The sequence below is a fragment of the Pseudomonas syringae pv. coryli str. NCPPB 4273 genome, from assembly GCF_000972175.1.
GTDB classification, from domain to species: Bacteria; Pseudomonadota; Gammaproteobacteria; order Pseudomonadales; family Pseudomonadaceae; genus Aquipseudomonas; species Aquipseudomonas syringae.
Map to the genome: position 1 here is coordinate 86322 of NZ_AWQP01000023.1, position 18107 is coordinate 104428.

Below are 18107 nucleotides of genomic sequence, written 5' to 3' on the forward strand. Positions count from 1 at the left end.
CACTGGTGGACTGAGATCTGGAGATGGCCGCCGAGCTGGAGCGCGCCGGTAAATTCGAGCGGGCCCGCATTCATTTAATGCGCGCCAAGCTGCTAGAGCCCGCCGCAGTCTCGGCTGCTTGATAAACGGCCACCACGCATGCAGCATCCAGGCCGTTTCTACCACGCGACGGTAAAACATTGACCTCTGGAAGTCGGAGATTATGGTCCACCTGACGTCTCTGGACTTCCCCGCTCACTACGACGGATCGAGCACTTGTCGCTTATTACCAGTATAAGAAATACGTTATCGTTAGTCTCCCTCGCAGAGGCGGCTTGTAGCTATGTTTGATCCGATCCGGTATTTCCTTCAACGTAGAGCGGCTGATCGCTTGACAAAACGTCTGTCGACAATCTCGGTGCGCACTCACCACAGCGCCGCGTCGCAACGCGGTGAGTTTCCCTTTCCAGGGACTCAGACCTACCTGGTGGCCGAGCGAGACAATCAACGACTTGGCCATGTCGATTACTCAGTCAATGCGTTGCGCGATCGGATGTATATCAACAAGGTCGAGGTCGTGCATCAGCGCCAAGGTGTAGGCTTGGGGCTGCTCTGGCACCTTTGGCAGAACCATCGACTCCCGATCGTGCCGCTGACCGAATACGAGTTGTCCTACGGCTTTTGGGATAAGGCGCGTTCGCGGTTCGGCGCTGCGGGTGCGCAACTGCTCGATCAGCTCGCCAGCCTTCAAGATCTGAATGAAGAGGCGTTGCGCTGGCAGCATCTAGTGCGGGAATCAGAGGTTGAAACCTCAATCCGCAAGTATTGGGAATGGGTGGCCAGCGAGTACGCAGCAGGTCGACCTGCAGGGCCGGGTATTCCATGAGGGACCTTACGCACACTGCCGGCGCCGGTGGCTCCGATGCGCTCGTCGTCTCCATACCTTGCAACCCCCCACTAAATCCCCTGACGCTCAGACAACAGCCGCTCATAAGTCAGACGGCTGAAGACGCCTCAAAGGGCCAGAAACAGGTGCAGCAGGCCGTGACGGCCATCAACACTGTAACCGTTGAAATTACAGACTCCACCCAGCGCGTGGAGGCCTTCGCTGGACAGATTCATGACATCACCAAGGCTCTGGAGGTCATTCGTGGCATTGCCGAGCAGACCAACCTGCTAGCCCTGAACGCTGCGATCGCGGCCGCTAGGACAGGTGAGCAAGGCCGAGATTTTGCAGTTGTGGCCGATGAAGTTCGCGCGTTGGCTCATCGTACCCAATCTTCAACAGGTGAAATTGAAGCCATGATCGATCGGATTCGTAACGGAGTCGACGAAGCGGTGCATGCCATGTAGGACTATCGTGCAAAGCACCCAGGCGTTAGCGACGGAAGCAGGGCTAGCTCTTGAACGGATCAGCGAAGGCGTTAACCAGATCAACGAGCGCAACTTGGTGATTGTCAGCGCTGCTGAGGAACAGGCTCAGGTAGCCTGTGAAGTAGACCGCAACCTAGTGAACATCCAAGATCTGTCATGCGCGACGTAAGTTCTTTGAACTGCACTCTACGAATAAAAGCACGCTTGCGGAGCAAGCCCTGCGTTATATCCAGTTGCTGTACGAAATCGAAAGCGAAGTTCGCGATCTGGAGCCGGATTTACGGCGCCGAATACGGCAAGAAAAAGCTGTACCGGTGATGAACATGCTGCACGCTTGGATGATCGCCCAGAGTGACCTGGTGCCCGAAGGCTCGGCCATCAGCAGAGCGCTCGATTACAGCCTCAAACGCTGGGCAGCGCTGTCGCGCTACCTCGATGACGGGGCTGTACCCATAGACAACAACTGGGCAGAGAACCAGATCCGACCATGGGCTCTTGGACGCAAGAACTGGCTCTTTGCGGGGTCGTTACGCAGCGGCAAACGGGCGGCAGCGATCATGAGTTTGATCCAGTCTGCGCGCCTGAATGGTCATGATCCGTATGCATATCTGAAGGATGTTCTCACACGCCTGCCGACGCAGCGGGCGAGTGAAATCGATCAGTTGCTGCCGCATAAGTGGCAACCGATTTAATCACGCAAGGCGTGATGGCCAGACGCATACGTTTGCGACGGAGTTAAGACTCAGGCACCTCGTACAAAGAAATTACGCAACTTGCATCGGTTCGCGAAAGATTGAGCACTTCATCACTTTGGTGCTGAAGGACCCGGTTTAGGAGGGGGGCACAACCCCACAGTAGATGAACCTATACGAAAATTGATGGGCGAGACATGATAAAAGCCTGTGCCAGCGGTGTACTTAAATAAGTACTTAAAGCCGTTGCTGGAGATAGATTCAGTAAAACTCAGAAAACGAAAAAAGCGGCACAAGGCCGCTTTTTCCGTGGCTTCCAGGCGTTCAGTAGGCCTTAGTGGAAGCAAATATGGCGCAGCGGACGAGATCATAATTTGTTCTCCAGCTGTCTGAAAAGCTTAGATTTCAAAGCGTAGTCTTTTGCTGATGTACTTAACTATGTACTCATTTCTTGCCGCTGTGAAGCGGCCTAGTACGTCAGTGCGAAAAGCCCAGGAAGGCCAACGTCTCCGGTTTGCGTAGCCCCCGCTTCCTACGATTTCCCGCAGCGAAACGACCAAACTCGATCAGCCGAATCTTCGAGGCATTGAGGTATAGACCGAGCTTGGCCAAGCGCTCCTGCAGTCGCACCGGAAACTGCTAAGCCTGCCATTGCGTCCTGAAACCCACCAGCCTGTCATCCGCGTAGCCCTCCTCACCTGGCAGTCCACGCAGCAGGCGTGGTCAATAGAATAAGTCAGGGTTGATTGATAGTTGTTTCTACCCAAAGCACATCCAAGGGCTAAAAGCGCCCCATTGAATATTTGCACCAAGAGCGCATTCCTCAATCCCTTGGTGTTGATCCTATGGCTTCAAGGATTGGTTTCAGGCTTGGTGAATGCGGTCTGTTTCAAGCTCGACGCAAAAGCGTATGGGGAGCACAACCGAATGCCTTGCGAAACGCATGGCTGAAATGGGAAAAATCAGAGAAACCGAAATCTAGTGCCGCCTGGGAAATACTACGCACCTGACCTCGCTCCAGGGCATCCCGACTGGCAAGCAGCCTTTCCTTCCAGATCTCCGCGACCGGAGATTTCTGATACCTGGCGAAAGCGCGCGTGACGGTCCGAGTAGAGACATGATGGGCTTGAGCAATGCGCTCAAGCGATAGGTCCGGCTCGGTCAGATACTGATGGATATAATTCATGATCCGCCCATACAGATCCAGCTCTTCGTGCGTGTTCTTCAAGTCCTGGAGTTCCAGGCTAATCACTAGCAGCTCGAGCAGCATGTTGGAGTAACGGCTGGATATTCCCGTATCTTGGAGGCTAGAAGTGGGACTCGCTGCTTGACGTAACATCTCCCGTAACGGGGTAACCCCTGGGCGACGATCATCGAGGACCACCGCGGTGCACTCTGCTATATTGGGCAATTGCTGGCTAAGCAACTGCCGGGGAATGCGCACCAGGTGGTTTTCGGCCCCCCCCAGACTGAAACGGAATGCCTGAGATGCGTCATAAAGAAACAAACTGTCCCCCACCAGCTTTGCCTTACGCTCTCCCTGTTCCAGTTCACCATAACCACGCCGAGTGAAACCCAGCCACAGATCATCGTTGGGATCATTGCGCAGGTGCTGGGCGGACCTCTCCCAATAGTGCAGGGGGGCGGACAACGTGCAGATGTCCAACGCCCCCATGCTGTGAACCTCCAGTGCACCATCAAAATCACTTTGCGCCAACGATTTGCTGTCTGCCTCCAGACAGTGATGACAGACCACTTCTTTCCAGTACTCAAAACGACGTGGCGCGGTGACCGCTAGGGTCGAGTACTGACTGGTCTGGCTCATCGCTTTCACCTCGCTGCGGTTAAACAAAACGGCGGTAGTACCGGTTGCCAGCAAGCTCAGCAATAAGCAGGCCATCCTTCTCCTCACTTGCGAATGTGGGTGTACAGACCACTGGCCAACACCTTACACGCCCGAGCTAGAGGGCTGTTTAGGGAGATCCTCCTAATACGCCAAAGCGATCCCGGTGCCATATCTTGAGACAAACAGGCTCCTCGTCGCAGCATCCCGCACCATAACTGCACATCAGAGTTCCCAGCCCTTTTTGTGGCTGTCCTTCCTAACCAAACGGTTGTCCATTCGAGCCAAGCGCATCTCATCGCCCCTAGATAACTTTTACTCCACACCGTGTTCCTCCAAACGCAAATGATGAGGTGGCCCATGCATCCACAAGAACAGCAACGACTGTCCGACTCATTCTGGTATTTGCAGCGGTGGGACATAGCACCTGAAGAGTTTGCCACTTACCTACTGGAGCTCGGGGCGCTGGTGCTGCAACGCCAAAAGATTTGTTCCAGCAAAAAACGACAACACCCACTGGGATGTTGAACCACTAACCGTCCGCCTGAGACGGCAATAACGGAGCCCCCATGGAATCTGCAATCGATAAACACCTCAAATGTCCCCGGACACTGTCCCGCCGGGTTCACGACGACTACCAGCCCCCCTTCCCGATGTTTGTCGGCCGCGCTGACGAAAGCGTTCAGCAAGTCGTGATGGCCTACCTCGGCGTGCAATTTCGCGAAGAACAGCGCACCGCCGCTCTAGAGACCATGCGCCACATTGTGTCCAGCTTCGCCCTCGCCAATGGCCCGGGGAACCACGACATGACCTACCACCTCGACAATCAGGGCTACGGAAATTTCATCGTCGTTGGCTACTGGCGTGATCCAGTTGCCTATTGCCAGTGGCTACGCTCGCCGCCGGTGGCCGACTGGTGGAGTGATGACGCGCGCCTGAACGAGGGACTGGGGTATTTCCGCGAGGTCATCGCACCGCGCGCCGAGCAGTTCGAGACGCTGTATGCCTTCAAGGAAGATTTGCCTGGCATCGGCGCCGTCATGGACGGCATCAGCGGCGAAATCGAGGAGCACGGCTACTGGGGCTCTGCACGCGACCGCTTTGCGGTCTCACAGACCGACTGGATGCAGCCGACCAGCGAATTACAAGTGCTTTCCGGCGACCCCGCCAAGGGCGGCAGGGTCGTGGTGCGTGGTCACGACAATCTGACGCTAATCCGCTCCGGACAAGACTGGGTCGAAGCTGGCGAGGAAGAACGCGCGCTGTATTTCAACGAGATGCTGCCGCCACTGCAGGACGGCATGGACTTCCTGCGCGACGAGGGGCAAGCACTGGGTTGCTACAGCAACCGCTTCGTCCGCAACATCGACCTAGACGGCAATTTGCTCGACATCGCCTATGACATCGGTCACTGGCGTTCACTCGACAAACTGGAGCGGTGGGCCGAATCCCACCCCACTCACCTACGTATTTTCACCACGTTCTTCCGCGTGATCGGAGGCCTTTCGAAGCTGCGATTGTACCACGAGGTATCGGTATCGGATGGCAGCCAGCAGTTGTTCGAGTACCTCAACTGCCATCCGCAGACTGGAATGCTGCGCGACGCGGTGCCTTAGTAACTGACACCCGACACGACCAGGAATACCGGGTCGGCCTTGATGCAGATTCCGCCCTGACACCGAGCTCTTCCCGAACAGTTTTGGTCCCTCTCCTCCAGCGCATGGGGTTGGGGACCCTTTTTGCCAGGAATTCGATCATGAAGCTGAACCACTCATTACTCGTACTGGGCATGTTGCCCTTTTTCAAAACCCAGGCCATCGAAGTGGCTCCGGGCGATTTCGAGCCGTTGCCGGCCGGCGCCAATGCCCTGCTGCTCTACTATCAACATGCCGATCGCTCGGACCAATACCAGAATGGCCACAAGGTTTCCGACAATGCCAAGCTCAGTTCGGACATAGGCATCCTGCGTTACGTCCGCGCTATTGGTCTTTCGGAGAACCTCTCCTGGGAACCCCAGTTTCTGGTGCCCTTCGGTCAGATGAACGCCTCGGGCGATATTGGCGCCCTTGGAGACACTCGCGGCATTGGCGACCCGATCATCTCTGCACCGCTAAAGTGGACATTACCCACCGCCAACAAAGATGTTTTTGCACTGGCCCCTTACTTGTATATTCCAGTGGGCAGCTACGACAAAAACGACGCCCTGAATCTCGGAGAGAACCGCTGGCGTGCCACGTTACAGGCTGCCTACATCCACCATTTCTCCCAGAAATGGGCGCTGGACACCGTGGCTGAGGCGTCTTGGGTATCAGCCAATAATGACTACGGATCGACCAGCGTAAAACTCGAAGAAGACACTCGCTACGAGTACCAGTCTGCGGTGCGCTACGCCTGGACGCCGAGCACCACCTTCGCAGTCGGCGCTGGATACATCAGCGGTTCCGCGACCACCGTGGACGGCATTGATCAGCACAACGGCGTTTCCACTTCTTATGCTCGTTTCACCGTGACGCACTTTATTGGGCCAACACTGCAAATCCAAGCCCAGATCGGCAAGGACATAGAGGTCGAGCAAGGGTTCAAGGAAGATGCGCGCCTCAACCTGCGGCTCCTGAAAGTGTTCTGAGCGTAATAGGCATAACGGGCGTCCTGTTCAGCCAAGCGGGAGAGCGCAGGCGGATCTACCTTGGATCCGTCAGCAAGAGGATCTACTTGTATCCCGACGCGCCGAACACAGTATTGAACTAAAACATCCGATATCGGGCTGTCCTGCTCAACCAAGCACCTGTCCTGCCCAACCAAGCAGCAGTCAAGGCTCCAGCTTACTTTAGTTGCTCGACCCCAATTACCGCGTTGCCGTCGCCGAACCATTAATTTGCGCGGCAACCACCAAAAAAATCTTACAACCCATTTCCAAAGCGCCTTGTATAGGGGCTGTTTGGACTAATGACAGGATCCCACTATGGCAATTGTTCGCCCCTCCCTTGATCAACTTCTGGACATCGCCGGTCGGCTGAATATAGAGTTGACTCCAGAACAAGCCGGTGAATATCTGGCACTCATGCAGTCAAGTTTTGAGGCGTACGACCTGGTCGACGAGTTACCCGATTTTACCCCTCCAGTGCGCTACGAGCGCGGTCCTGTTCATCGCCCTTCAAGCACGGAAAACCCGCTAAACGCCTGGTACTACAAGACCGAGGTGATGGGGGCCAGTTCAGGCAAGTTGGTCGGCAAGACCGTCGCGCTCAAAGACAATATCTCTCTAGCAGGTGTCCCCATGATGAACGGCGCCGCGCCACTGGAGGGTTTCGTACCCTCGTTTGACGCCACCGTGGTGACGCGCTTGCTGGACGCCGGAGCAACTATCCTTGGTAAAGCCACCTGTGAACACTACTGCCTCTCCGGTGGTAGCCATACCTCAGACCCAGCTCCCGTGCACCACCCTTTGCGCCATGGTTTCGCAACGGGCGGTTCGTCCTCCGGCAGCGCGGCGCTGGTGGCCACAGGCGAGGTTGATCTGGCCATTGGCGGTGACCAGGGTGGCTCTGCCCGTATTCCTGCAGCGTGGTGCGGCATTTATGGCATGAAGCCCACCTGGGGTTTAGTGCCTTACACCGGTGTCATGGCGATTGAAGCCACTTTCGATCACGTCGGCCCCATGACAAGCAACGTACGCGATAACGCACTCATGCTCGAAGTCATGGCCGGAGCGGATGGACTCGATCCACGCCAGGCTGCGCCTAAAGTCGACGGCTATAGTGACTATCTGGAGCGAGGCGTAAGCGGACTCAAGATCGGGATCCTGCTGGAAGGCTTTCAACTCGCCAACCAGGACCCACGCGTCGCAGAGAAAGTACGCGGCGCCATCGCAAAATTCAAGGCATTGGGCGCCGTCGTGGAGGAAGTATCCGTTCCCGAACACAACCTGGCGGGATCGCTGTGGAGCCCTATCGGTTGCGAAGGCCTGACAATGCAGATGATGCACGGCAATGGCGCAGGCTTTAACTGGAAGGGGCTGTACGACGTTAGGCTACTGGACAAACAGGCCGGCTGGCGCAATCAGGCGAATGCATTGTCCCCGTCGCTCAAGCTCTGCATGTTCGTCGGCCAGTTTGGTCTGGAGCGTTACAACGGCCGTTACTACGCCAAGGCGCAGAACATCGCACGCGTTGCCCGAGCCGGTTATGACAAGGCGCTGGACACCTACGACCTGCTGGTCATGCCGACGGTACCGATCATCGCCCAGCCGCTGCCTGAACCGGGTTGCTCGATCACCGAGAACGTCTCCCGGGCGCTGGAGATGCTCGGCAACACTGCCGCTCAAGACATTACGGGTCACCCGGCCATGTCGATCCCTTGTGGCCTGGTGAACGGGCTGCCAGTGGGTCTGATGTTGGTCGGCAAGCATTATGCCGAAGGCACCCTCTATCAAGCGGCAGCCGCATTCGAGGCTTCTGTCGATTGGCAGACGCTGTAAGCCTGCTCCACCGCAGACTCACAAAACGTCGCGCGTCGAAAGTTTGCTGTTTATCCGTATAGGCAGATGAGGAAACAACCGATGAGTACACCTTTATCCCAAGTATCCATTTCGACGCGTGGCGAACGGATCTTCACCAGTGAGTAATGCTGGTGGCGATTTCATCAACTTCTCAGGGGGCAAAGACATGAGCCACACACACGAACATCATCACGATCACACTGAGCCTCCGGAGGCCATCGAGCTGCGCGTCAAGGCGCTCGAATCCCTGCTGACGGAAAAGGGGTTGGTCGACTCCATGGCCATGGACGCGCTGGTGGACACCTACCAACACAAGGTCGGCCCGCGCAACGGCGCCCAAGTGATAGCGAAGGCCTGGTTCGATCCCGTGTACAAACATCGGCTGCTGGAAGGTGGCACCGCAGCCATCGCCGAGTTGGGCTTTTCCGGTGTTCAGGGCGAAGACATGGTGGTAGTGGAAAACAGCCAGGCCGTGCACAACGTGACGGTGTGCACATTGTGCTCCTGCTACCCCTGGCCGACCCTGGGTCTGCCACCAGCCTGGTACAAGTCTGCGCCTTATCGCTCACGAATAGTCATCGACCCGCGCAGCGTGCTGGCCGAGTTCGGTCTGACGATTCCCGATGACAAGGAAGTTCGCGTCTGGGACAGCAGCGCTGAGCTGCGCTATCTGGTACTACCGGAACGTCCGGCGGGCACTGACGGCTGGAGCGAGGAGCAACTGATCGAACTCGTGACTCGCGACTCCATGATCGGTACCGGCCTGCCTAAGAAGCCGGATGACGTGGTCTGAATCTGAGAAGGAGAAACCCTATGAACGGTATACACGACCTGGGCGGTATGCATGGCTTCGGCCCAGTGCTCACGGAAGAGCACGAACCCATCTTCCATCATGACTGGGAGCGTAGAGTTTTTCCGCTCTTCGCCTCACTCTTCGTCGGCGGGTACTTCAACGTCGACGAATTCCGCCACGCCATCGAACGCATGGAACCGGCCGAATACCTGCAGGCGAGCTACTACGAGCACTGGCTGCACGCCTTTGAGACCCTGCTGACGGAAAAAGGCGTCATTAGCGCCGCCGAACTGCAGGGCACGGCCAAACCGAGCCCACCGACACAGCCTGTCACGGTGTTAACACCGGACATCGTCGAGGCCGTAGTGCTCGGCGGCGCCTCCTCGCGGGCAAAAGAAGATATCCCCGGTCAGTTCCGAGTCGGTGACCGGGTGCGGACGAAGAACCTAAATCCTACCAACCACACCCGACTGCCACGCTACGCGCGCGGTAAGGTTGGCACAATCGTGATTGCACATGGAGCGTTCGCCACCCCGGACACGATGGCCCACGGGTTGGGCGAGCAGCCGCAGCAGGTCTATGCAGTGAGCTTCAGCGCTGAAGAACTGTGGGGAGTCGCGCGGCCGGACAGTGTGTGCATTGACCTCTGGGACAACTACCTGGAGGCCGTATGAACACGAGCATGCACCACGACTACAAAACCGTCGGTCTCCCTCTCGACGATAAAGGCCCGGCATTCGACAAGCCTTGGCAGGCCCAGGCTTTTTCCCTGCTGGTGCACTTGCACCAAGCCGGCCTGTTCCCCTGGAAGGACTGGGTGCAGGTGTTCAGCGAAGAGATCAAGGCTGCACCGGCGCAACCCGGAGAAAGCGTCAATGACGCCTACTACCGGCAATGGATCACGGCGATGGAAAGAATGGTCACCACACTCGGCCTGGCCGGTATGGAAGACATCGCACAGCGGGTCGAGGAATGGCGGCAGGCTTACCTAAATACCCCCCATGGACAACCGGTGGCACTGGTCAATGCAAGCTGCCCGCCGGCCCACGGGCACACCCACGAGCATCTGCCGCATCGCGAGCCCGTAGCGATCAGTCGAGCCGCCTGCTGAGGTCGAAGCAATTTCTTTGTTGTCTCTATTTTTCCCCTAACAAGCCGCCGAGGCGGCCAAGGAGTCATCGTCATGCATATCGAACCTGGTCTGGTGGAAGCCGGAAAACTCTGGCTGAGCTATGTTACCGCCGCAAGCGTCGGCACCTACACCATCAAACTCGCCGCGGACGCCATTGGCGAACGAGGTGCCGTCTCGCTGGTAGCTCGCACCACCGCCGCCACGTCGCTGGTGTTTGGCTTCTTTCAGCTACTACCGCACCAACCGGTCGGCGTTTCCGAGGTGCATCTCATAATCGGCTCGACGCTGTTCCTGTTGTTCGGCGGCGCGCCCGCGGCGGCAGGTCTCGCTCTGGGCCTGCTGATCCAGGGTTTGTTCTTCGCTCAATTCGACCTTCCGCAGTACGGCATGAACGTCACCACCCTTTTGGTACCGCTGTTGGCAGTTGCTGCCCTAGCGCGGCGTATCATTGCGCCAGATACGCCCTATGTGGACCTGAGCTATCGCCAGGCACTAGGCCTGTCCACTGTTTTCCAGTCAGGCATCGTCGCTTGGGTTGCCTTCTGGGCCTTCTACGGGAAGGGCTTCACGGCAGAGAACGCACTTTCAGTCCTTACCTTCGGCAGCGCCTACATGACCGTTGTCATCCTCGAACCGCTGCTGGATCTGGCCGTGCTCGCTGGCGCGAAAGCAGCACGCCGCCTGCGTGGCAGCGCGCTGGTCGAACGCCGTCTGTACCAGGTCGCCTGAGACGGCACGAGCCGGTCTAGGTTCAGGTGTCCCCGGGGCAAGCGAAGGTCGTAATGCCTCGGGCGACACACTGCAAGAATCGACCGAAACCTCGCAAGCAGAACTGGAGGTAGTTGATGATGGTCATCAGAAATGGCACCCGTACCGGCGGTGGTGTGTTTGGCGGACGCTTACCTTTCGGCGCTTAGCGCCGACGGCTATTAGCTGAGTAATTGCTCGCAACAAGTCCTGCTAATCATCACTAGGGCCTAGGAGCCCCAGCGTCGCTTTTACCGTGCAGGGTGGCCAAAATAAAGACATCTTCAGGCCGACAGCGCCTTCATTAAACCGCTGATACCGAGAATTTTCATGACCCGCTTCAGGTTGTAGGCGAGGACGTTCAAGCTCATCTCGGCACTTACTCCGTTCAGCTTTCGTGTCAGGAAATGCGTGGCGACCATCCATTGTTTGAGTGTCCCGAAGGGATGCTCAACCTTTCGTTTTCGGATCCGCATCATTTCCGGCGCGTTGCTCAGCCTATTCTGCATTTCCTCCAGTACGGCTTCATGCTCCCAGCGCCGAACCCGCCGTTCCGTGCTCGGTGTGCACTGCGGTTTCATTACGCAGCCCCGGCTTTTCGAACTCCAGTAACGGTGCAACGTCAGGCCTTTTTCAACGTTGGTATAGCGCCAGATCAGTGTTTCTCCAGCCGGGCAAATGTATTCGTTTTTTGCCGCGTCATAGATGAAGGCATCGTTATTAAAGCGCCCGTCTGCCTTGGCTCCAGAGGTCATCGGCTTGGGCACCTAGGCAGTGATTCCTGCATCGTGACAAGCCAAGATTTCTTCGCTTTTGAAGTAACCTCGGTCAGCCACTACCGACAGCGTCTCTGACGCCATCGCCTCGCGGGCCTGCTTGGCCATCGAGCTGAGTTGATCGCGGTCGTAACCGACGTTGGTCACCTCATGCGCAACGATCAAATGGTGCTGGGTATCGACCGCTGTCTGCACGTTGTAACCGACGATGCCCGTGCCGCGAGTCATCATGGAGCGGGCGTCTGGATCGGTCAGTGAAACCTGTTTATCCGACGATTCGTTGAGCTGAGTTTCAATGACCCGTAACTCTTTCATCTGAGCTTTGAGCTTGTCGATTTTCTCTTGCAGACGAGCAGCCTTGGGCTGAGCAATCGAGGGTTCTTGCCGATCGGCTTCGTCGAGCGCAGTCAGGTACCGATTGATACTCGATTCAATTTCTTCCATCCGCCGCTTCAGCTTGGCGCTGGTGAAATTGCGGTCGCGGTTGTTGACGGCCTTGAATTTACTGCCGTCAATGGCAACCAGATTTTCTCCGAACAGTCCCAACTGCTGGCACAGCACCACGAATTGGCGGCAGACGCCTCGGATGGCCTTGCTGTTGTCTTTTCGGAAGTTGGCGATGGTCTTGAAATCGGGCATCAAACGCCCTGTCAGCCACATCAACTCGACGTTGCGTTGGGCTTCTCGTTCAAGACGCCGGCTCGATTGAATGCGGTTGAGATAGCCGTATATGTAGATATTCGGCAAGATTGCGGGGTGGTAAGCAGGTCGGCCGGTATCGGCTGGAATGACGCCTTCAAAACGTAGATTGACCAGGTCGAGTTCGTCGACGAAAACGTCCACTACTCCCACCGGATTTGTGTCACTGACGTAGTCGTCAAGGATTTCGGGAAGCAAATTGCTTTGTCCGCGATGCTCACCCTGAATGAAACGTTTCATGGGCAATCCTGCGTTAACACTTTGGGCAATCATAGCAACGTTAGCCGGGTCTTCACGTACTCTGACGTAAGCACGATATGCTACTGAATTTGAAGTTGAAGGGCTTACCCATGGATGTAATTTCAGCGCACCGATTTTGTAAAAATCACCGAGCCCAAATTGAAGCAAGTGATCGTTGTGGCTGTTTTTACTGCTTAAGTGTGTTTTCGTCCGCAGAAATCACAGAGTGGGTCGATCTGGATACCACCGTTTTGTGTCCGAAGTGTGGGATTGACTCGGTCATCGGCTCAGCATCCAGCGCGCCGGTTAACCCAGAGTTTCTTTCGAAAATGAACGAGCACTGGTTTTAGACGATCCCATCATTCGATGGTTTTCGGTCTGTCGGGAATCTACACAGAACGTGGTTTGACCCAGCGCCTTACGATGCTGCTGATCGAATACGTTTTTACACACTCTGGACCGAAAGCTGTCGGTCGCCAACGACAGCAATCGGTCAAAACTGACAGTCGTGTCCGCAGTGTGACGAGCTAGCCCCAGTTGAGGCGGTGGGCACTCGATGCTTGGGGTCCACACGACATCTCCTATCGGGACCGACAAAGACAATAAGAGACTTGGCAAGCGCGTCTGCATTACAAACGGGAGACCTTGTTAAAGCACTGGCCTAAAGATTTATCTCCGCAGTAAACATAGGGTGATAACCGCTGATGGCTAATTCCCGCCTGGGATCTCCAGGCTCTGCACTTTGAATAATGTCATCCATCTTGCCGGCGAATAGGACAAACGACGACTCAGGGTAATGTCGCAGAAGGCGCTTCGCTTCATTACGGTACTCCTCAGGAATGAGCGGGCTCTTTGACAACTCTCGCAAAAACGCTTCTGTTTGGATCACACTTCGGGTGCGTTCACTCGGCATACTCATTTCAGCCACCCCTCTAATGCGTTTTGGTAGTCAACCGATAAATGGCCTAGGCCACTATTATGACTGAAAGGCTGACGAGGTCCTAGCCGGATAGCCGCCCGCATCCTCTGCGCGCAGCGCAATAACTCTGCAAACAAATTCTGAAGCTCAACCGGCAACTCAAAGGTCTTTTGGAGGCAGCTATGGGTCGGTTGCGGCCCTTCACCAAAGGCGGCAATCGGCCAAAAACGGATGTCGAACTTCTGGTGCCAATACTGACCGGAGCTTAGCGCTCCGTCTTCGCAAGACGGTATTTCGCCCTAAAGTCCTCTGCAGCCCTGGAAGCCAATTACTGAAGAGTCTTCACTTTTGCTCGATTCCTAACAGGAGCTGGCCGCGGGGGGTTGACCAATGAAGCGTCAACGGCACCGTTTTCGCCCTCCGTCGCAGGAGTGAGAGTTACACCCGACACTGCGACGGCAAGACCAGGCAAATTTTCTCCGGGCTTACCGGCTATCGGTACAGCCGCCCCTTCTGCTTCAAACTGCACCGTCAGCCCCCAGAAGCCGTCGTGAATATTCTGGTCGCGTAGTAACGCGACCAGAAGGTCGTGTACAGAAAACCTTCGCTCTCTACCTACCATGCTTACTCCTTATAGTACAGATGCCGTGAGGCGGCTCGACGCCTACTGCTTAACGAGGCTGGCGCATCAGCTGTCGTCGGGGAGGCACGCGGTGAGTTGAGCATCTTGAATGAATGGGCCGCTGAGTTCATGAATCGGCCATCGCCCATTAATGATTTTGGCTACGAGCAGAGACTTATCGATAACTCGTTCCGGGCCCTGCCGTAGCATCAAAGGCGACATCTCCAAAAATCTCGCCACATCGAGCTTGTCTTGAGCTGCCAAAGCATAAGGGTCGTAACCGAGTCAAAAGGCCGCCTCGACAACCGCGACCAGACTGCTGCAATAGATACCTTCGGTACTTGTCTGCATGACTGCTTCCCTGTGTTAATGCCCGAGCCCCCTCCCCTTGGCGGCTCAGCTGATTGAATCAGTCCCTCGATTCAAGACGGATCACAGGTGGTTTTCAAGGTAGGCGCAGACAATCGCTAACTGTCCCGACCGGTGACCAGATATCTCATCTTCATGTTCTATTGAGCGCTGTCAGAAGCAAGTTTTTGGGATAAGCGTCGCCGTTCTCAGGACGGGGGGCTGTACGGTGCGCGACACTATCGCTGGTAGATACAACAATACGCGTAACGCCTAGATTCCTATGCACTGCACGTTATGTCGATCGATTACGGCTAGGAGAGTACGGAGTACTCCAACCAGGATCTGCGGCCCTTGGGGCATGTTCGGTCAATGTCAAAGGGACGAAAATACCGATGCATGAAGGCCTCGGTGTTTGGCTCGCTTGGTGTGCTCTGCTTGTTCTCAAGATGGGAAATAGCAACGTCGACCATAGGCATTTTGAGTAGAAGGGGCCGACTTAGGCATACGCAGCTGTGCGCATGTCTATGCTATTTCCCTAAAAGTGCGCGTGTGCTGCCCTGCACGTACGCCCCGAAGTGTGCACTATAGTGTTCATGGCGGGAAGAGCACACAGCACCGGCGAGTCCTGACTGACTCGGTATTAGCGCGTCGGAGGCCGTCCAGATGACGGAGTTCTGTGCTGAGGGCTTCAAAGATCTCTATGTGCCACCGCCAGACTTCCACCCGGCCAGTATGATTAGACCTCCGTTTGTTGGATGACTTTCTTCAGCAGAGACGCAAGGTCCGCATCAGGGTCCAGCACTAGGAATGTCTCTGCCAATAGGGTTAAAGGGTGGATGTTGAGCCGTTCGGCTAGCGCCGCAGCCTTGTCAATAGTAGGGTTTCTCATGCCTCGCTCCAGCGTGCTCATGTAGGTCCGACTACAGATGCCGTGAAAATCTTCCTGTGTCAGCCGCCTGCGCAAGCGCGCGTTGCGGAGTGCGACGCCAAAGGCTTGTTTGATTTCCATGACCGCTCCTCGCAAAAGGAACGATGAAGCCTTTTTGAACACTATAGGGCTACAATCTATAGTGTTCATTTCGTTAGAATTGCGCTCGGCTGGGGAAACCTAGCGAAACGCCCGATCGTACCTGCTCGCTACGGTATGGGCAGCCTCTGCTGCTCGTCGGAGCGGCCCTCGTCTACTTACCACGGTGCTCTGAGTGATTTTTGTTTACGACCCCGACTACCGGGAGGTGCGTTCTTGGACCCATGGGGAAATAGAAGGCCTATGCTTCATCGTCACAATCACCTGCATGCGCACCGGCCAGCGCAACCGCGCTGCGGTGATCGAATGTGCCTACGAGCTCCGCCATTATCTATTGGTCGTGAAGGACGTGGTAATTGAACAGGTACAGATGATGTGTCCGCCCACCATCAGCGGCCGACACGAATGGGTGCTTGAGAAGCTGGAGAGTATTGTGATGTTTGAGGGCGTGGCCACGGAGGACAGCGCAGTTGTCTATCGAACTGCAGTGGCTAGCTACAAGGTAGGAGATCTGGATTTGCGGTTCAGGAAGCGATCGAGGGTGCTTTATTCGTCCAAGTCCCTGTACAGCCACATTCCTTCGTACGGACCGAATGACATTAATAAGAGAGCGGCGAACCTGTATGGCCCACTATGGCAGAAGTAGGCGCCGTACCGAAATGCTGTCCACTCTCTGCGGCGCATAGGCCCCGCTGCAGATGTTCTGGGGCAGTCCACGGCAGCAGAGGATAGAGGAACTATGACAGACATGGCACTGGCTGCCGCAGCACTACGTGCCGCGCGGCGAGTTGTGGTCTTTACCGGCGCTGGGATCTCTGCCGAAAGCGGCATTCCCACTTTTCGCGACAAGCAGTCCGGACTATGGTCCGTATACGATTCCAGGCAGTTGGAAACGGCGGATGCGTTCCGTGAGAACCCGGAGTTGGTATGGGGCTTCTATTTGTGGCGAAGACAGCAAGCCAAGAGCGCGGAGCCCAATGCCGCGCACCTGGCTCTTTCTCGCCTGGCAGCTACCGAGCGCCACCTGGCCGTGGTGACTCAGAATATTGATGACCTACACGAGCGCGCAGGTACGAAAGAGGTCATCCACCTACACGGCAGTCTCGAAGTGCCAAAATGCTTTGCATGTGCCCGGCCAGCAAAGCTGACAATGACTCAAACAACCGATCCCGCTGAGGTCCTGGAGATCGAACCACCGCGCTGCCTGCGCTGCAATGGACGGCTCAGACCAGGCATCGTTTGGTTTAAGGAGGACCTGCCACTTGGGGCGTGGAAGGCGAGCATGGCGATGGTTCGTCAATGCGACGTGCTGATCTCTGTGGGGACATCAGGGGTCGTGACCCCTGCCGCCGACATCCCAGAGATCGCGCACACAGCCGGGGCCACCGTCATACATGTAAACCTGGTGGACGTATCGCTCGGAGGTAGCCGGGAACTCATGCTGATCGGAAAAGCGTCTGAGGTATTGCCGACCTTGGTAACTTCGGCGCAATGAAAGCGCCTCGCGTAAGGCGAGGCTTTTCCTGCATTTTGGTTGCATCACGCCCCCCATCAGACCTTCTGACGCCTGGCTTAGCTACCGCCGCGTCCCAAAAAGCAAAAAAGAGGCGGCTCGGCTCTGTCATCCATGCAAAATGTCGACTGCCTCAAGCTTGACAGCATTCATGACTACACTGGATTTTGCTTTGGGACGTCTTTTGGCCCCCTGCCGGCTAGATAAGAGTTAGAGGAGCCAAACCAAAAGCCCTCTCCCCCCCCCCCCCGTTCAGCCAGAACTTGGATAATGCTCTCCAAAACTGGAACAGGCCGATACTCGCGGTCCGCGTCGAACGCATACAGCGGAAAGTATTCAGCGCCAGACTTCTCCCGGGAACAGCCATTGCTCCCCAGCCCCTGCAATGACGTCCCAGTTGCTCATCTGCTGTATAGCGTTGAGCCCGCGCACCCCACGGGATTGATTGTGGCGACCGGTACCCCAAAGCAGCAACAGCGCGGTGCAGCCTTAATCCTGGTGTACGGACTGAACCGTCTTAAGCTGCTGCAAGACCGCTATCGCGTGCTGCGTAGCATGGAGTTCCTTGGCGACCTCATCATTGACCTGGCCAAGTCGATCGACGCATTGGAGGCGCCGGACGCCGCGCTTCAGCTAGAGGAACGCCCGCAGCCGGTGTTGCCACACGGCTGCGGCTGCTAGGTGACCGCATGCGGCAAGAACTCAAGGCCGCAGCTGCGCCCTATTCGGCAGTGGCCAAGACCGGGCTGGAGGGTTTCAAGCGCCGCTTAGCCATCTGAGTCTCCCCGAAGGCGTGCTGTGGCGGACTGACTAACTGCCCCGGCATGGCTGTGTCTCCAATTGCAGCGACACTTGCGCACTGACTCAGCGTGCTAACAGCAAGATCAATAGCATAAGCCCGG

At 56.4% G+C, this 18107-nt stretch carries 15 protein-coding genes and 2 pseudogenes; 13 read left to right on the forward strand and 4 right to left on the reverse strand.

What is annotated here, in order from left to right; all coding sequences use genetic code 11:
- The first annotated feature begins 322 nt into the window (after positions 1–322).
- From P406_RS11960 to tnpC, 3 genes and pseudogenes are all read left to right on the forward strand, one after another.
- Positions 323–865 carry a hypothetical protein gene (locus tag P406_RS11960; protein WP_046236266.1) on the forward strand — a complete coding sequence of 181 codons (543 nt, stop codon included), beginning with the start codon at positions 323–325 and terminating at the stop codon, positions 863–865.
- Entirely contained in the window at positions 862–1332 is a 471-nt protein-coding gene (locus P406_RS29955; protein ID WP_024642036.1) for a methyl-accepting chemotaxis protein, read from the forward strand. Before P406_RS11960 ends, P406_RS29955 begins: the two co-directional genes overlap by 4 nt.
- Before the next feature lie 170 nt (positions 1333–1502).
- Positions 1503–2045 (forward strand): annotated as a pseudogene (gene tnpC / locus P406_RS11975) (IS66 family transposase); the annotation flags it as partial.
- An 889-nt stretch (positions 2046–2934) separates the two neighbouring features.
- On the opposite strand, the gene P406_RS11980 reads toward tnpC, so the two are convergent.
- Entirely contained in the window at positions 2935–3870 is a 936-nt protein-coding gene (locus P406_RS11980) for a helix-turn-helix domain-containing protein (protein ID WP_024642033.1), read from the reverse strand.
- Between the two features lie 587 nt (positions 3871–4457).
- On the opposite strand from P406_RS11980, the gene oxdA reads away from it, so the two are divergent.
- The 7 genes from oxdA (at position 4458) to P406_RS12015 (ending at position 11040) form a co-directional block, all read left to right on the forward strand.
- On the forward strand, positions 4458–5504 hold the full coding sequence (gene oxdA, locus P406_RS11985; protein WP_024642032.1) for an aliphatic aldoxime dehydratase: 1047 nt from the start codon (positions 4458–4460) through the stop codon (positions 5502–5504).
- A 140-nt stretch (positions 5505–5644) separates the two neighbouring features.
- A complete protein-coding gene (locus tag P406_RS11990; protein ID WP_024642031.1) occupies positions 5645–6514 on the forward strand; it encodes a transporter in 870 nt (289 codons plus the stop codon).
- Between the two features lie 336 nt (positions 6515–6850).
- Entirely contained in the window at positions 6851–8365 is a 1515-nt protein-coding gene (locus tag P406_RS11995; protein ID WP_046236267.1) for an amidase, read from the forward strand.
- Between the two features lie 187 nt (positions 8366–8552).
- Positions 8553–9179, forward strand: coding sequence for a nitrile hydratase subunit alpha (gene nthA, locus P406_RS12000; protein ID WP_024642029.1), 627 nt, complete (start codon positions 8553–8555; stop codon positions 9177–9179).
- Between the two features lie 20 nt (positions 9180–9199).
- Entirely contained in the window at positions 9200–9853 is a 654-nt protein-coding gene (nthB, locus tag P406_RS12005; RefSeq protein ID WP_024642028.1) for a nitrile hydratase subunit beta, read from the forward strand.
- On the forward strand, positions 9850–10290 hold the full coding sequence (locus P406_RS12010) for a nitrile hydratase accessory protein (protein ID WP_024642027.1): 441 nt from the start codon (positions 9850–9852) through the stop codon (positions 10288–10290). The genes nthB and P406_RS12010 overlap by 4 nt, the downstream gene beginning before the upstream one ends.
- 72 nt (positions 10291–10362) lie before the next feature.
- On the forward strand, positions 10363–11040 hold the full coding sequence (locus tag P406_RS12015; RefSeq protein ID WP_024642026.1) for an energy-coupling factor ABC transporter permease: 678 nt from the start codon (positions 10363–10365) through the stop codon (positions 11038–11040).
- A gap of 302 nt (positions 11041–11342) precedes the next feature.
- Here P406_RS12015 and P406_RS12020 read toward each other — a convergent pair.
- The 3 genes and pseudogenes from P406_RS12020 to P406_RS12035 all read right to left on the reverse strand — a co-directional run bounded on the left by P406_RS12020 (position 11343) and on the right by P406_RS12035 (position 15674).
- Positions 11343–12773 (reverse strand): annotated as a pseudogene (locus tag P406_RS12020) (IS1182 family transposase).
- 661 nt (positions 12774–13434) lie between these two features.
- Positions 13435–13692, reverse strand: coding sequence for a BPSL0761 family protein (locus P406_RS30030; protein ID WP_024642205.1), 258 nt, complete (start codon positions 13690–13692; stop codon positions 13435–13437).
- Positions 13693–15401: 1709 nt separating this feature from the next.
- A complete protein-coding gene (locus P406_RS12035; RefSeq protein ID WP_024642203.1) occupies positions 15402–15674 on the reverse strand; it encodes a helix-turn-helix domain-containing protein in 273 nt (90 codons plus the stop codon).
- Positions 15675–15867: 193 nt separating this feature from the next.
- On the opposite strand from P406_RS12035, the gene P406_RS12040 reads away from it, so the two are divergent.
- The 3 genes from P406_RS12040 to P406_RS12050 all read left to right on the forward strand — a co-directional run bounded on the left by P406_RS12040 (position 15868) and on the right by P406_RS12050 (position 17886).
- Positions 15868–16338 (forward strand): hypothetical protein, encoded by a 471-nt coding sequence (locus P406_RS12040; protein ID WP_024642202.1) that lies wholly within the window; start codon positions 15868–15870, stop codon positions 16336–16338.
- 93 nt (positions 16339–16431) lie between these two features.
- Positions 16432–17187, forward strand: a complete 756-nt coding sequence (locus tag P406_RS12045; protein ID WP_046236268.1) for an SIR2 family NAD-dependent protein deacylase — start codon at positions 16432–16434, stop codon at positions 17185–17187.
- A 465-nt stretch (positions 17188–17652) separates the two neighbouring features.
- Positions 17653–17886 carry a hypothetical protein gene (locus P406_RS12050; RefSeq protein WP_024642200.1) on the forward strand — a complete coding sequence of 78 codons (234 nt, stop codon included), beginning with the start codon at positions 17653–17655 and terminating at the stop codon, positions 17884–17886.
- Positions 17887–18107: the final 221 nt, after the last annotated feature.